This window comes from Rhodococcus sp. KRD162, assembly GCF_017168335.1.
Taxonomy (GTDB): domain Bacteria; phylum Actinomycetota; class Actinomycetes; order Mycobacteriales; family Mycobacteriaceae; genus Rhodococcoides.
Genome location: NZ_JABFAU010000005.1, coordinates 235138 through 248195, shown reverse-complemented (window position 1 = coordinate 248195; position 13058 = coordinate 235138). Strand labels below are relative to the sequence as shown.

The following is a 13058-nucleotide window of genomic DNA, read 5'->3' as shown; positions in this document are numbered from 1 at the left end:
CATGACCGGCACCTATTCGGCGCACGACGTCGAACGATTCGTCCCCGAACCCCCGAAGACAGCCGGGCTACGTCCGGGAGCAGACAACGCCTCGCATCGAAGTGCGTTCGCGCGCGACCGGGCCCGAGTGTTGCACTGCGCCGCATTACGACGGCTCGCAGACAAGACTCAGGTGACCGGGCCCCGAGACGGGGACACCCCACGTACGCGGTTGACGCATTCGCTCGAAGTGGCGCAGATCGGCCGCAGTATCGCCGAAGGGCTCGGCAGTGACCCCGATCTGGTCGACCTCGCCGGGTTGGCTCACGACATCGGTCACCCGCCCTATGGGCACAACGGTGAACGGGCCCTCGACGAAGTGGCCAAGGACTGCGGCGGGTTCGAGGGCAATGCGCAGAACCTGCGCATTCTCACCGGACTCGAGCCGAAGATCCTCGACGCCGACGGTGCCAGCGCCGGATTGAACCTGACCCGAGCATCTCTCGACGCCGCGACCAAGTATCCGTGGATCCGGCCGGCCCCCGGTGCGAAATTCGGTGCCTACGACGACGACTCCGCGATTCTGGACTGGGTCCGCGACGGTGCTCCGAACAGGCACAAGTGCCTCGAAGCGCAGAGCATGGATTGGTCCGACGACGTGGCGTACTCGGTCCACGACGTCGAGGACGGGGTGATCGACGCCCGAATCGACTTGCGGGCGCTCTCCGATCCGATCGAGCAACGCGGACTCGCCGAACTCGGCGTTTCGGAGTTTCGTGGACTCGATGTCGACGAACTGATCGAAGCCGCGAACCGGTTGTCGCGGATGCCTGTGGTGATTGCGGTGGGGCGCTACGACGGCACGCTGGCCGCGTCGGTGGCGCTCAAGCACATGACCAGCGAACTCGTCGGGCGCTTCGCGACCGCGGCGATCGAGGGCACCCACGACAAGTACGGCACCGCGCCGCTGAGCCGATACGACGCAGATCTCGTCGTGCCGTCGATCGTCGGCTCGGAGGTAGCGCTGCTCAAGACGATGGCGCTGCGGTACGTGATGTCCGACGCCGGTCACAAGATTCGCCAGGAGCGCCAGCGCGATCGAATCCACCGCGTCGCGCAATGGTTGCTGCGCTCGGCCCCGGGAGAGCTCGATCCGATCCTGGTCCCTGCCTGGCAGCGCGCAAGCAGTGACGGCGAGAGAACCCGAGTCGTCGTCGACCAGATTGCCTCGTACACCGAGAGCAGACTCGAACTGATCGACAAGCGCTCACTGGGAGCTCAGGCCAGCTGGGGCTGATCGTGCTGCTGCGGGTGTCTGGTTCGGCGCTAGACTGCCCTTCGTGGCCGGCCGAATTCCTGAACGCGACATCGCCGCCATTCGTGAACGCACGCGGATCGAGGACATAGTCGGCGACTACGTCTCGCTCAAGCGCGCGGGAGGCGATTCGATGAAGGGACTCTGTCCCTTCCACGACGAGAAATCCCCGTCGTTCCACGTGCGCCCCAATCACGGTCACTATCACTGCTTCGGTTGCGGCGAGGGTGGCGATGCCTACTCCTTCCTGCAGAAGATCGAGCACATCTCCTTCGTCGAGGCCGTCGAGCAACTCGCCGACCGGCTGAACTACTCGATCTCCTACGAGGGCGGGGGGCCGTCGGTCCAACGTGATCGTGGTACCCGGGCGCGCCTCATCGCCGCCAATGCCGCGGCGCAGGAGTTCTACGCGGGCAGGCTCAGCGGTCCCGACGCCCAGGCCGCACGGGACTACCTCACCGAACGCAACTTCGACGGGCACGCGGCACTGGCGTACGGCTGCGGATATGCGCCCGACGGCTGGGACACCCTCACCAAACATCTGCTGGGCAAAGGCTTCGAGGCCAAGGAGATCGTCGACGCGGGGCTGGCGACACCAGGCAAGCGCGGAACCCCGATCGACCGTTTTCGGCGCAGGTTGGTCTGGCCCATCCGAAGTCAGAGTGGTGACGTGATCGGCTTCGGCGCGCGCAAACTGTTCGACGACGACACGATGCCGGGCAAGTACATCAACACCCCGGAAACCATGCTGTACAAGAAGTCTCAGGTGCTGTTCGGTCTCGATCTGGCGCGCAAGGAGATCGCGAAGTCGCATCAGGCCGTCATCGTCGAGGGTTACACCGATGTGATGGCCATGCATCTGGCCGGCGTCAAGACGGCGGTGGCATCCTGCGGCACCGCGTTCGGCGAGGATCACCTGGCGATGCTGCGCAGACTGATGATGGACGACAGCTACTTTCGCGGCGAAGTGATCTACACCTTCGACGGAGACGACGCAGGCCAGGCCGCCGCGATGAAGGCGTTCGAGGGCGATCAGAAGATTGCCGGTCAGACATTCGTCGCCGTCGCACCGGACGGTATGGATCCGTGCGACCTACGCTTGAAGTCCGGCGACAACGCCGTTCGAGACCTCGTCGCACGACGCACTCCGATGTTCGCGTTCGTCGTCAAATCACTGTTGCGAGAACATGACCTGGACACTCCTGAGGGGCGCGTCGAGGCGTTGAGGCGGACCGTTCCGGTGGTCGCACGCATCAAGGACGCGTCGTTGCGGGACGAGTACGCGCGGCAGTTGGCCGGCTGGACCGGCTGGGACGACACCGCGATGGTGCTCGCTCGCGTGCGCGACGAGGCGAAGAAGGGGGCCCGAGGGGAGCCCAGTGGTGCACGCGTTCCCTTCACCAAGCGCCGACAGGAGCCCGCGGAGGCACCCTCTGGACCACCCCGCCCCAACCCGACCGATCCGACACTGTGGCCCCAGAGAGAGGCTCTCAAAGCGGTACTGCAGATGCCCGCGATGGCGGGCACGGTGTTCGACTCACTCCCGCCGGAGAGCTTTCACCACCCGGCGTACTCGGCCGTGCGCGATGCGGTTGCCGCGGCAGGCGGCACCGCCGCAGGTCTGGGCGGAGGGGAGTGGGTCGATGCCGTGGCCAAGCAGGCCAAGGACGCCGTTGTGGTCTCGTTGGTGACCGAGCTGGCGGTCGATCCGATGCGGGTGGCCGACGACGCCCTCACGCGCTACATCTCGGGTGTGCTCGCGAGGCTGCAGGAAGTGTGGGTCGGCCAACAGGTCGCCGAACTGAAATCGAAGCTACAGCGGATGTCGCCGGCGGAGAAGCCCGACGATTACAACGCGCTGTTCGGCGACCTGATTGCCCTGGAGCAGTATCGCCGAAGTCTGCTCGAGCTCGCCGTCGGAAGTGTGGCCGAGGTCGGCTAGCGGCGGAGCTGATCGCGCGGAACGTAGACCTGTGTCTCGTCGTCGATAGGCCGCATCGGCTCGAGTCGGGGCTGGGTGTTGAGGGAGTCGGAGAGCTTCTGGCGGCCGACCTCGATCGCCTTCTTGGTGGCCGGAGACGACGCGACCGCGCTGGCCGTCTTACGAATCTGCTCGTACCGGCCACGGCCCGCCTTGGCACCGAGCACGTATGCAGCCCCAGCCGCCAGTACCAAACGAATCATCAGTGGGTCCTTCCGTAGAGCGTGCGGCTGTGCGTCCATCTTGCCCGATGACGCTCGGGCAGGCCGATCAGGTAGGCGAGCGTCTCGCTGCGGGGGTCCGTAGCCCCGATTTGGTGGTTGGCAGGGGGCATGCGCTATTGTTTCCAACGGCTCACGCGAGAGTGTGCAGCAGCACGACAATCCCCCATAGCTCAATTGGCAGAGCATTCGACTGTTAATCGAAGGGTTCCTGGTTCGAGTCCAGGTGGGGGAGCTCAGAGCCCCCGTCCGGTCCATCCGGGCGGGGGCTTTCGACTGTCCCCGTCTGCAACCAGCTCACCGGAACACCGGTAGCGAGCGCCCAGGCGTTGAAGACCAACTTCCGAGGTGAAGTCTTTCCGCTCTCGGCATTAGACACGCTCTGTCGAGAAATTCCGATTCGTTCCGCAAGCTCGGCCTGTTCGAGGCCGGCCTCTTCGCGCGCAATGCGCAGCCGGTGTCGCGGCTGAATCTCAGGTGCTCGTCCCTGGTCATACACGGTTGTCATGGTTCGTAGCTTAGAACCACGTTCGTAACTTGGCAACTGGTGCGGATGGTGTGTGTGACGGATAACAACATCTACGTCGACAAAATAGCTAAGGACTAATAGTTGACGTGTGCCAAGTTGCACGGTAGAACTTGACCTATGCCAAGTATCGAACACTTGCTAACCGTCGCTCAAGTGGCGTCTCGGTTGGGCATCACCCGCCGCGCAGTTCAGCAGGCCATCGCCCGCAATGCACTGGCCGCCCAGAAGTTGCCCACGAAGACCGGGGCTTACCTGATCGAGCCGGATGAGGTCGATCGATACGACCAGGCGCGCCGTCACGAAACGGCAGTCTCGTGATTGCCATGCAGCGCAACCGATCTCCTCGCAGGTTGGCTCTGTGGTTGCTTGCGATATGTGCGGCGGGCGCGGCCTCGTGGGTGTTGATCTTGTGGGCGTTCATGCAGGTGGGGTCCGCGTTGAAGGTGTGGCTGTGACCGCGCCCGAAGATCCCGACTCGAAGTCGGTGACCATCCACCATCCCGATCGCACGCTGGTGATCGCCGGGGTCGAGAACGTTGTTTGGTTCTCGCCTCGCAGCGCGCCGCACGCTGAGGTTGGGCTGATGATATCTGAGGACGGAACCGTTGAGCTCCTACTCGGTGACGGTCACGCGCACCTGTCGCAGCGCGGTCTTGAGAAGTACCAGGACCTACTGCGAAGCCTGAGCGAGATTGTCAGGAACGACCAGTTCAGGGCTCGAGTCGAGGGTGGCGCGTCATGACCACCAATCCCGTTCAGCGTCAACGGTTCCTCCTGTCACCGGACAAGAGGTATCCGAAGCCCTACAGTCGCGACTCTTTCGATGACGCTGCTGGCCGTACAGTGCCGGAGATCCGCGACGAGGTCGATCGCCGCGACGGGGAGCGTCAGCGTGCCAAGTCGGTTCACGACGCAGCTCGGATGGCGACGTTGTGGATGCGTGATGCGATCCGTGCGATCGAGGACCTGGACTATGTCGACCGGGTCGGGTTTCTCGCTGAGGGTGCCGACCGTCTCGATGCTGTTGCGCTGGAACTTGATCAGCGCTTGGAGCGTCTGCAGACGACGCTCCGTGCTGTGCTGACGGCCCACGAGATTACGCCGAACGTCTACGTCTCCAACGCTGCTATTGAGTCCGACATCGAGAAGCTGATGAAGCGGAGTCCGGCTATGACGGCCCAGGTCCACATCAACAACATGGTCGAGCATGTCTATCAGCTATCCGGCAACGATGCGTTGCGTACGGAGCCTGCGGTTCCGAAGCCTGGCCAGCATCTCAAGAGCCGCCCGTCGGGGAAACCTGCCGGGCTGTCTGACCGTCACGGTGGCGCGCTGAATCCCCCTGCGGCCCCTGACGGTTCAGGCCCCGGTGGTGGCGGCTGACCGGCCCCCCGAGTCGCCGCCACCACCGGTTTCCAGCTACCTCGACCGACAAAGTAACGGGCCCCGCATTGCCCGCGAGGCCCGTCTACTCACCAGAAGAATCGAGTGAATCCTGATGAGCACCAGCAACAATACCCCCGACGATCTGTCCGGCCCTGCATTCGCCGCGCAGCTCGGCTACGACCGGTTCATCCCGGCTGCTGCGACCCCGTCCGACCGTCCCGACGGTGTCGAGCTCCTCGTCCCGCACGTCAACGATGCAGGCAAGACCGTCTACACGGTGTACCCGTGTCGGATGGTGTACCGCGGTGAGCTCGACGGTGTGCACCTGTGGCAGGCCGTCAACGACCGGTGGATGAAGCCCGGAGACAAGCTCCGCGTCGCGTATCTGCCACCGCGCTCGCAGATCACCGGCCCACCGCTCGCAGCGCCGGCGGTGACGCATGGCTGACACCGCCTGCGTCGGCGTCATCAACGGCCGCCGCGCGATCCGAATGGCTCGCGAGGCGAAGCGCGCGCAGCTTATCGACAACGCCGAACTGATCCGGCGGGCAGCGAAGTCCGCTGTCGACCAGCTTGCCGACACCGACGTCGACCGTGATCAGCACAAGCTCATCACCCACATCGCATACCAACTGAGCCTGCTCGAAGCGGTCCTCGAAAACGTAGCGGAGGCATGACATGTCCGACATGAAAGTGATCGTGTCCGAGGTCAACGCGAAGCGTGGCCTGGTCAACGAGCGGTACTTCATCCAGATCGACGCCGTCGACAAGCAGTCGGCACTCGGGAAGGCAGTCGTCGAGCAATCCCCGCAGGGCGGCGGCGAGACACCGATCAACGAGGTCACCGCCGACGCACTCCCCAAGCACGTCCGCGACGCCCTGTACTTGTGGCTCGCATCGGTCGAGGTGATGGCGTCATGACCGACGAACGAATTGCCTACGTCCTCATCGTGGTCGCCGCGGTCAGCGGCTACCTCGCAATGCGTCTGATCTGCACGCTGATCATCGCTGCCGGGTGGTACGTGTCATGAGCAACCAACTCCCACCGGAACGGTGTCGCCTCCGGTTCCACCTGCTGTTCATCGCCGGTCTGGTCGTGATCATCGTCGTGTCGTCACTTCTCCCGCTGGCCGGTGCGCGATGACCACACCTACTCCTCCGGCGGCTCGCCGGTACCAGCAGGTCCCGAAGCAGGTCGACGCGATCGTGTGGACGGGCGACAACTTCGTCGAACTGCTGAAGTTCGTCTCTGACGAGAACGTCGCCAAGCGCGGTGACCGGTTCTTCATCGAGCCACTCGATGAGGAGTCGATGTTTGCGGTGCCGGGTGACTATGTGGTTCGCGATGCGGCCGGCAAGTACCAGTGCATTCCGGCGATCGAGTTTCAGTCCAGCTACGCCGTGGTGGTGTCGCTGTGAAGCGCCTCGACCATCCGGAACGCTTCGAGCAGGCACTCGCGGGACGTCTGCCGGGTGAAGCTTTGTCGCCGTATGACCGGCGGGTATTGGTGTCCACTCTCGTCCGCCGGTGCATGACCGACCGCGAGATCTCCGAGCTCACGAAGTGGACGGACTACACGGTTGTCCGGATCCGCGAGCACCTCGGACTCGAACCGGTATCCGCCGCGCCGGACGTCCGCGAAGAGACCCCGGCGAACCACATCCCGTGCCTGCTGTGCAACGAGATCACCGCGGTCACGGCCGAGTCGGCGCGACACGGAATGTGTCCGGACTGCGCACCGGTGATGGCGCAGACGCGCGCGTCAGTCCGCCGGCATCGAGTGCTCGCCGGTATTCGAGCACGGACCGGCTGAACGAGGAAGGAGTGGAGCGGGCTGTGGCGAGCGAATGCAAGGACTGTCACGCGCCGGTGCATTGGTGCAAGTCGATGTCCCGGGAGGACCGATGGATTCCAGTGGACATCTCACCGGACCCGGAACTCGGCACGGTCCGCAAGCACTTCTCCGGACCGGTCAACGGCCGCGTGGTGTACGGCGAAGTCCTCAAAGGCTCCGACCTCGACGCGGCCCGCGCCGACGGGGAGCGCCTGTGGATTCGGCACTCCGAGATCTGCACCGCCCGTAAGCCGTACAACCCACGCCCCGCTCACGTCCAACTCGATCTGCCGAACAGAACCTGACCGCCCGCTACATGCCAGGAGCGCACACGATGACCACCACACAGTCCGACCCCACTGAGGTCCGCGAGACCATCCTCGAACACCTACGACCGACCGCGATCGTCCCGCACCCGAAGAACCCGCGGACCGATCTCGGTGACGTGTCCGAGCTCGCCGAATCCATCAAGGGTCAGGGTGTCCTCGAACCGTTGATAGTGACTCCCGCGAATGCGAAGGGGAAGTACACGCTCATCGCCGGGCACCGTCGTCACGCGGCCGCGAAGAAGGCGGTACTGAAGACGGTTCCGTGCATCGTTCGGTTCGACCTCGCTGGCGACGACCGTGCGCAGCTCGAAGTGATGCTCACCGAGAACCTGCACCGCTCCGATCTCAACGTCGTGGAGGAGGGCAACGCGTATCAGTCGCTGCTCGAGTTCGACGACGTCGACCTGAAGGGCCTCGCGTCCCGCACCGGGCATAAGCAGAAGACCATCAGGGATCGCATCAAGCTGGCGAATGCGCCGCAGTCGGTGCGCGACAGGCTCGTTGCCCGTCAGGTCACGATCGAGGATGCGCTCGCGCTCACCGAGTTCGCCGCCGATCAGCCGGTCTACGACCGACTCGCTCTATTTCTCGGCACACCGAACTTCGCGTTCACCCTCGAGGAGGCACGCAAGGACAGGGACTGGCTCAAACGCGAAGCGAAGATCGTGAAGGAGCTGACCGACAAAGGGATTCGTGTGGCCACCGACGACGAGCTCGACGAGGAGGCCGACGCAGCTACCGATGCCGCAGAAACCGACCCCGCCGTGGTCACCTTCGATTGGATCGAAGCCCAGAACGAGGAGGAGATTCCAGACGGTGCGGAGCGTGTCGCTCTGACCGACCGGAATGTGGTGTCCGGGTACGTGTGGAAGTACAAGCAGTTCTTCCCCGGACCCGAAGGTGACGCCACCAATCCATCGGGTGAGCCGATCAAACCCGCCGCCGAGACGCCGGCGCAGGCACAGGCGCGGGATGAGCGGGAACGTAAGGCGAAGCTCGACGAGGACCTCCGGATAGCGGCGACAGTGCGCCGCCGTTTCCTCGCCAAGGCCGCAGCCGAGAGCAACTCCGACTTCGCGGTCCGCTGCCTACGCCTGCACGTGATGGACCACTGCACCCGATCCGGATACACCAAGGCCACAGCGGTCGAACTGCTCGGCGTCCCACCGATGACGAAGGACGACGACGAGAACGACCACGCCGAGATCGAACGCCACGTCAACAAGATGACCCTGCCGCAACTGGCAGTGTCCGCATACCTTCTCGGCAACCTTCTACAGGAAGAACACCTCACCGCCGCCTTCCAGTGGCAACGCGCCCCGTACCCGGCGCTCGATGCCTGGCACAACGACCTCACGTCGGTGTTCGGGTACGAGTACTCCGACGTCGAGCAGGGTCTGCTCGACGCACTCGATGCGGCCACGGCCGATGCGCAGGAGTAACCGGTGGACGCCGCCGCCCTCGCTGCCGCACAGCAGTGGTTCCTGTCGCTTCCACCGGAGCGGCAGGTCGGTATCCACCGCTACCTCGCGGGCAAGGAAGCGGCGGCCCCGCACACCGAAGTCGAAGGCCAGCTCGCCATCCCCATCCCCGGGCAACGACACCATCGAGCAGGAAGGGCATAGACCATGAGCGACGTCATCATCACCGTCGGCACCGCCGACCTCCGCGCGGCACTGTCCTCGGTCGTCGTCCACGCCGGCAACGACGAGCACCTCCCCACCTACACTCGCGTCCGGCTGCTCGTCGACCCCGTCAACCTGTGGGTCACGGCCACCGACCGGTTCTCGATGGGACAGGCCATCGTGTCGATCTGGGAGCAGGTCGAACCAGGCGTTGCCACGATCGACGTGCTACCGGAGGACGTGAAGAAGATCCTCTCGATCTTCAAGGCAGGCAAGGAGAAGGCCGACTCGGACGCCCCAGAGTTCCAGGTCCGGATCGAGGCCGACGACGAGTTCGTCACCCTGATCGACTGCGCCGGGTTCGTCGACGGCCGCTCCTACAAGATCCCGCGGCTTCCGCACGATGAGCAGTTCCTCGACATCCCGAAGCTGATCTCGCGATCCCACCACGCGCCGCCGGTGTTGCTCGAGAACATGGCCGTCAACGGCACCGACCTTGCCCGCTTCGCTGTCGCCGCCAACGCCTACGTCAAGCCGCTGCTCATCGAGTCGCACACCGGATCCCGCGCCCTTCTGATCCGGGCAGGGGAGTCGTTCCTCGGCATGCTTCTGCCGCTGAACATCAGCGAGGACACCGAGGCCCGGAACAAGGAATGGGCCGTCGCGTGGTCGTCACGGCTACCGAACCCCGACCACATCAACAACCACGACGAGGCGGCGAGCTGATGTCCAACACCTTCAACGTATTCCGATACTCGATTCCCGTCGTTGGGCCTGAATTCTTCGTCCCGGTCTCACCGAACTCCGTGCTGCTGTCGGTCGCGGACTCGCGCACCGACCCTGGTCGGAAAGTCGACGTGTGGGTGCGGGTGCCAAAGTCCGATCGCTACGCCACCGAGACGGGACGGTACGCGGTGCTCTGCATCAGGGGCACCGGCCATGACGTGGAAGCCGAGGATGCACCCGAATTCCTCGGCACGGTCGTCACCGCTGTCGGTCTGGTGTGGCACGTCTTCTACCGCTTCGAGACCTCGACAGACGGGATGGCAATCCGATGAACAACCCACAGTCTCCGGCAACGCCGCCGGCATTCATCAGCACCTTCGTCGCCACGGACACCCCGGAGGCCCCAAGCGACATGAAAGTGATCATCACCTGCCGAGGAATCGGCGAACCGTACGGCACCAACAGCCTGTCCGGTGTCACGAAGAACTTGGACCCCAAGAAGTACCTGATCATCGAACTGGTGTGGTCGGCCGCGTTCGGGCCGGTACCCCGGTGGGACGGAAACAGCTTCACCGTCAATGTCCTTCACGCCGAACACGCGCTGCTGGGGCTGATCGCCAAGTATCCGGGCGCGATCCTCCTGGGATACTCCGGCGGCGCGCAGGTTGCCGGGAATGTCGCGGCCCAGATCGGTGAAGGCCGGCACCCGGCGCTGACCATCCGCGCCGTCGTCCTGATCTCCGACCCGTCGCGCCACAAGAGCCAGATCATCGGCGTCAACCGCGGCGGCCAAGGCATCCTCGGCGGCCGCTACATCAAGTCGGACCGATTCCAGGTGCTGCAGTTCTCGGCCCCCGGTGACCCGATCTCCGAACTCCCCGAAGGCAACGCCCTCGCCGACCTCGCGCAGCTGATCACCAGCCTGTCCCTCGTCGACGTCCCCGCATGGATGGAAGATCTTCGCCGCAAAGCCCTCGCTGGTGTGCTGCAGTTCTGGAAACGATCGGGAGTGGACTGGTGGAACGCCTACAAGTGGTCCCTGGGCTACACCGCACACGGCCGCCACACCTGCTACCTCCACGAGAAGATGCAGGGCGAGTCCGTCACCTACGCCGAGCGCGCCGCCACCATGATCGCGGGTGTCCGATGAAGAGGTTCAGCACACTCACCGTCTGGCGGCACGGCAACAACGAACGCACCCAGAATCCGAAGGCCGGCGAATTGGTGAACTGGCGCGGATGGATCGACGTACGAAGCAGCGAGAGCGACAAAGCCCGTTCGCTGGCATCCGGTCAGATTCAGATTGTGCTCGCACGCAAGGGTTTCAACCTGTTTAGTGCCCGCCTGCACGTTGGCACTCTGGGCTCCGAGACGCCGTTCGACGGCGACCTGCAGATAGGTGGGGCAGCTGTCTACTGGGGCATTGGCAACGGCCGCAAACTCGCCCAGTGGCTGACCCACGTTACTGGCGACAAGCACGAGTACGACGGCCGAGACGTAGCCTTGACGATCACCGATGGTGGTGCCCTCTCGTGGGAACTGTGGGTTCACCGTGACCGCACCGAACGCGACGAGTTTGCGCGGTGGCGTGACCAGTACATCAACATCAACCTGTTCGACCGGATCTGGGGACCGAAGCGATACGACTACGCCAACCTCGAAACAGCTGCCTTCGTAATCGATATGCCGGAAGGGTCGTACCCGGTCGTCGCTACCGTGCAGCGCCAGACGTACAGCCGCACCAAGTCTCGCCGCATCATCGAGCAGAAGCTGGTTCTCGACGTCCACTCCCGTCACGGCGTTCCGTATCGGTACGACTCTTCGGGCGGCTTCAAAGGTGACCGAGTCCATGGATTCAGCCTCCCGTTCAAGATGCCCCGCAAGAAGGACTGGCAGGTTGACGCCAAGGCGGCGATCACCGGATGGGTGTATCAGCGCAGGGCCGAAACAGGATTCCGCACCGCACAGGAGCAGTCGTCATGACCCAAGACCATAAGACCCCCGCAGGCGCACCAGACCTTGACGCAGAAGAGTTGATCGCCAAGGCGGTCAACGCCCTTATCGATCGCCAGCGGATATTCGACAACGGCATCGCCAATAAGTTGACGGGCGAGCAGGTCGCCGACGAGGTCCTGATGGAGCTGCGCAGCAATGGCTGCTCGATCTCGACGCCTCAACGATTCACGCCGACACCCGCCGACTTCGCATTCACTGCGTACGGAGTCAGCCTCTCCGAGCTCGGTGAAGACAGTGACAGCATGATCGCGCTCGGGCACATCGAACCCCGCCGAATGTTAGCAGCTCTCAACAAGTACTGGCGCAAGTTCTGCGGACTGGACTACGTGGACATCAAGTGGGCGTTCGAAGACACTGTCGGGTCGACTCAGGTCAAACATCGGTGGGTTCAGTTCACCAGAAATCCTCATGCCGACGGTTCGGACTTCGAGTTCGAGTGGATGGCGTGGCCGGCACCTGCGCCGAACCCCGGCGACCCCTACCGCTTCGACATCGCTACCCCCGTAACGAGGTGGGAAGCATGACCTGGCCCGTAACACACGTCTACCGCAGCACCGCAACCGATCTGGTCGAGGCACTGACTCTCGCAGAGACACGCCGCGCGAACTTCAAAGCCGAGTGCGACGACTGGGCAGACACCTACCCGATGGACTCCGCCGACCGCGAATATCAAATCCGCTACAACGGTGTGACCCTCGATCGATGGTTTGCCGGGTTCGAGCACCACAGCGGTGACGACACCCGCTACCGCCGCAAGGTTGCCGACGCGCCGCACCCGGGCTGGAAGTTCAACCGCCGCATCGGATGCTGGGTAGCCGACACACGCACCGAAGCAGGCAAAGCGCTCGCCCGATCGATGCCGTACGTGAGGGGCGCTGCGTCGATCGCGGAACGGATCACCGGCCTGTCCACGATGATCGTCGTCGGATCGACCCGCGACGGCGGAACCTCGTGCACCTCGGCGCGGATTACCGTCGCCGACGGTGTCGTCACCGCAGTCTGCCCCGGTGATCCGTTCTCGCACAACATTGTCGATGGGCCCACCGAGGACTTCCTCGGTTACTGGACCCCAGTGAAGCTATCGGACTACTACGCCGAGCAGGGGCTCTGATCGCC

General features: G+C 64.1%; 20 protein-coding genes and 1 tRNA gene. 19 read left to right on the top strand and 2 right to left on the bottom strand.

Annotated features, from left to right (window positions below; all coding sequences use genetic code 11):
• Window position 1 precedes the first annotated feature (1 nt).
• Together J1M87_RS09605 and dnaG are read left to right on the top strand one after the other, a co-directional pair.
• Entirely contained in the window at window positions 2-1276 is a 1275-nt protein-coding gene (locus J1M87_RS09605; RefSeq protein WP_206489322.1) for a deoxyguanosinetriphosphate triphosphohydrolase, read from the top strand.
• A 43-nt stretch (window positions 1277-1319) separates the two neighbouring features.
• Window positions 1320-3236: a DNA primase gene (gene dnaG / locus J1M87_RS09600; RefSeq protein WP_206489321.1), complete on the top strand. Its 1917-nt coding sequence runs from the start codon at window positions 1320-1322 to the stop codon at window positions 3234-3236.
• Here dnaG and J1M87_RS09595 read toward each other — a convergent pair.
• Entirely contained in the window at window positions 3233-3478 is a 246-nt protein-coding gene (locus J1M87_RS09595) for a hypothetical protein (RefSeq protein WP_037151265.1), read from the bottom strand. The genes dnaG and J1M87_RS09595 overlap by 4 nt on opposite strands.
• Window positions 3479-3658: 180 nt before the next feature.
• Between J1M87_RS09595 and J1M87_RS09590 the strand changes: the two genes are divergently transcribed.
• A tRNA-Asn gene (locus tag J1M87_RS09590) sits at window positions 3659-3731 on the top strand.
• Here J1M87_RS09590 and J1M87_RS09585 read toward each other — a convergent pair.
• The gene (locus tag J1M87_RS09585; RefSeq protein ID WP_206489627.1) at window positions 3693-4004 is read right to left on the bottom strand and encodes a helix-turn-helix transcriptional regulator; all 312 of its coding nucleotides are present in this window, start codon (window positions 4002-4004) and stop codon (window positions 3693-3695) included. The genes J1M87_RS09590 and J1M87_RS09585 overlap by 39 nt on opposite strands.
• A 138-nt stretch (window positions 4005-4142) precedes the next feature.
• Here J1M87_RS09585 and J1M87_RS09580 point away from each other — a divergent pair, with 138 nt between their 5' ends.
• The 16 genes from J1M87_RS09580 (at window position 4143) to J1M87_RS09505 (ending at window position 13053) form a co-directional block, all read left to right on the top strand.
• Window positions 4143-4343 (top strand): helix-turn-helix domain-containing protein, encoded by a 201-nt coding sequence (locus J1M87_RS09580; protein WP_082521243.1) that lies wholly within the window; start codon window positions 4143-4145, stop codon window positions 4341-4343.
• 420 nt (window positions 4344-4763) lie between these two features.
• A complete protein-coding gene (locus J1M87_RS09575; protein WP_206489319.1) occupies window positions 4764-5408 on the top strand; it encodes a hypothetical protein in 645 nt (214 codons plus the stop codon).
• Between the two features lie 115 nt (window positions 5409-5523).
• Complete coding sequence (locus J1M87_RS09570) at window positions 5524-5859, top strand: hypothetical protein (protein ID WP_206489318.1); 336 nt, start codon at window positions 5524-5526, stop codon at window positions 5857-5859.
• The gene (locus J1M87_RS09565; protein WP_206489317.1) at window positions 5852-6088 is read left to right on the top strand and encodes a hypothetical protein; all 237 of its coding nucleotides are present in this window, start codon (window positions 5852-5854) and stop codon (window positions 6086-6088) included. Before J1M87_RS09570 ends, J1M87_RS09565 begins: the two co-directional genes overlap by 8 nt.
• A gap of 1 nt (window position 6089) precedes the next feature.
• On the top strand, window positions 6090-6332 hold the full coding sequence (locus J1M87_RS09560; protein ID WP_206489316.1) for a hypothetical protein: 243 nt from the start codon (window positions 6090-6092) through the stop codon (window positions 6330-6332).
• 219 nt (window positions 6333-6551) lie between these two features.
• Window positions 6552-6830: a hypothetical protein gene (locus J1M87_RS09555; RefSeq protein WP_206489315.1), complete on the top strand. Its 279-nt coding sequence runs from the start codon at window positions 6552-6554 to the stop codon at window positions 6828-6830.
• Window positions 6827-7225 (top strand): hypothetical protein, encoded by a 399-nt coding sequence (locus J1M87_RS09550; protein WP_206489314.1) that lies wholly within the window; start codon window positions 6827-6829, stop codon window positions 7223-7225. The genes J1M87_RS09555 and J1M87_RS09550 overlap by 4 nt, the downstream gene beginning before the upstream one ends.
• A gap of 74 nt (window positions 7226-7299) precedes the next feature.
• Complete coding sequence (locus J1M87_RS09545; protein WP_143545184.1) at window positions 7300-7551, top strand: hypothetical protein; 252 nt, start codon at window positions 7300-7302, stop codon at window positions 7549-7551.
• Window positions 7552-7580: 29 nt separating this feature from the next.
• On the top strand, window positions 7581-9017 hold the full coding sequence (locus J1M87_RS09540) for a ParB/RepB/Spo0J family partition protein (protein WP_206489313.1): 1437 nt from the start codon (window positions 7581-7583) through the stop codon (window positions 9015-9017).
• Window positions 9018-9020: 3 nt separating this feature from the next.
• Window positions 9021-9200 carry a hypothetical protein gene (locus J1M87_RS09535; protein WP_206489312.1) on the top strand — a complete coding sequence of 60 codons (180 nt, stop codon included), beginning with the start codon at window positions 9021-9023 and terminating at the stop codon, window positions 9198-9200.
• A 3-nt stretch (window positions 9201-9203) separates the two neighbouring features.
• Window positions 9204-9926 (top strand): hypothetical protein, encoded by a 723-nt coding sequence (locus J1M87_RS09530; RefSeq protein WP_206489311.1) that lies wholly within the window; start codon window positions 9204-9206, stop codon window positions 9924-9926.
• Entirely contained in the window at window positions 9926-10258 is a 333-nt protein-coding gene (locus J1M87_RS09525) for a hypothetical protein (protein ID WP_094650253.1), read from the top strand. Before J1M87_RS09530 ends, J1M87_RS09525 begins: the two co-directional genes overlap by 1 nt.
• Complete coding sequence (locus J1M87_RS09520; protein ID WP_206489310.1) at window positions 10255-11076, top strand: hypothetical protein; 822 nt, start codon at window positions 10255-10257, stop codon at window positions 11074-11076. Before J1M87_RS09525 ends, J1M87_RS09520 begins: the two co-directional genes overlap by 4 nt.
• A complete protein-coding gene (locus J1M87_RS09515; RefSeq protein WP_206489309.1) occupies window positions 11073-11909 on the top strand; it encodes a hypothetical protein in 837 nt (278 codons plus the stop codon). The genes J1M87_RS09520 and J1M87_RS09515 overlap by 4 nt, the downstream gene beginning before the upstream one ends.
• Window positions 11906-12466 (top strand): hypothetical protein, encoded by a 561-nt coding sequence (locus J1M87_RS09510; RefSeq protein WP_206489308.1) that lies wholly within the window; start codon window positions 11906-11908, stop codon window positions 12464-12466. The genes J1M87_RS09515 and J1M87_RS09510 overlap by 4 nt, the downstream gene beginning before the upstream one ends.
• The gene (locus J1M87_RS09505) at window positions 12463-13053 is read left to right on the top strand and encodes a hypothetical protein (protein WP_206489307.1); all 591 of its coding nucleotides are present in this window, start codon (window positions 12463-12465) and stop codon (window positions 13051-13053) included. Before J1M87_RS09510 ends, J1M87_RS09505 begins: the two co-directional genes overlap by 4 nt.
• Window positions 13054-13058 lie beyond the last annotated feature (5 nt).

Excerpts from the sequence above, each read along its gene's own strand:
- J1M87_RS09565 (WP_206489317.1), top strand. The coding sequence starts at position 5,852 with ATGGCTGACACCGCCTGCGTCGGCGTCATCAACGGCCGCCGCGCGATC.
- J1M87_RS09530 (WP_206489311.1), top strand. The coding sequence starts at position 9,204 with ATGAGCGACGTCATCATCACCGTCGGCACCGCCGACCTCCGCGCGGCA.
- J1M87_RS09580 (WP_082521243.1), top strand. The coding sequence starts at position 4,143 with ATGCCAAGTATCGAACACTTGCTAACCGTCGCTCAAGTGGCGTCTCGG.
- J1M87_RS09605 (WP_206489322.1), top strand. The coding sequence starts at position 2 with ATGACCGGCACCTATTCGGCGCACGACGTCGAACGATTCGTCCCCGAA.
- J1M87_RS09545 (WP_143545184.1), top strand. The coding sequence starts at position 7,300 with ATGTCCCGGGAGGACCGATGGATTCCAGTGGACATCTCACCGGACCCG.
- J1M87_RS09555 (WP_206489315.1), top strand. The coding sequence starts at position 6,552 with ATGACCACACCTACTCCTCCGGCGGCTCGCCGGTACCAGCAGGTCCCG.
- J1M87_RS09505 (WP_206489307.1), top strand. The coding sequence starts at position 12,463 with ATGACCTGGCCCGTAACACACGTCTACCGCAGCACCGCAACCGATCTG.
- J1M87_RS09560 (WP_206489316.1), top strand. The coding sequence starts at position 6,090 with ATGTCCGACATGAAAGTGATCGTGTCCGAGGTCAACGCGAAGCGTGGC.
- J1M87_RS09540 (WP_206489313.1), top strand. The coding sequence starts at position 7,581 with ATGACCACCACACAGTCCGACCCCACTGAGGTCCGCGAGACCATCCTC.
- J1M87_RS09510 (WP_206489308.1), top strand. The coding sequence starts at position 11,906 with ATGACCCAAGACCATAAGACCCCCGCAGGCGCACCAGACCTTGACGCA.
- J1M87_RS09575 (WP_206489319.1), top strand. The coding sequence starts at position 4,764 with ATGACCACCAATCCCGTTCAGCGTCAACGGTTCCTCCTGTCACCGGAC.
- J1M87_RS09525 (WP_094650253.1), top strand. The coding sequence starts at position 9,926 with ATGTCCAACACCTTCAACGTATTCCGATACTCGATTCCCGTCGTTGGG.
- J1M87_RS09570 (WP_206489318.1), top strand. The coding sequence starts at position 5,524 with ATGAGCACCAGCAACAATACCCCCGACGATCTGTCCGGCCCTGCATTC.
- J1M87_RS09595 (WP_037151265.1), bottom strand. The coding sequence starts at position 3,478 with ATGATTCGTTTGGTACTGGCGGCTGGGGCTGCATACGTGCTCGGTGCC.
- J1M87_RS09585 (WP_206489627.1), bottom strand. The coding sequence starts at position 4,004 with ATGACAACCGTGTATGACCAGGGACGAGCACCTGAGATTCAGCCGCGA.
- J1M87_RS09515 (WP_206489309.1), top strand. The coding sequence starts at position 11,073 with ATGAAGAGGTTCAGCACACTCACCGTCTGGCGGCACGGCAACAACGAA.
- J1M87_RS09520 (WP_206489310.1), top strand. The coding sequence starts at position 10,255 with ATGAACAACCCACAGTCTCCGGCAACGCCGCCGGCATTCATCAGCACC.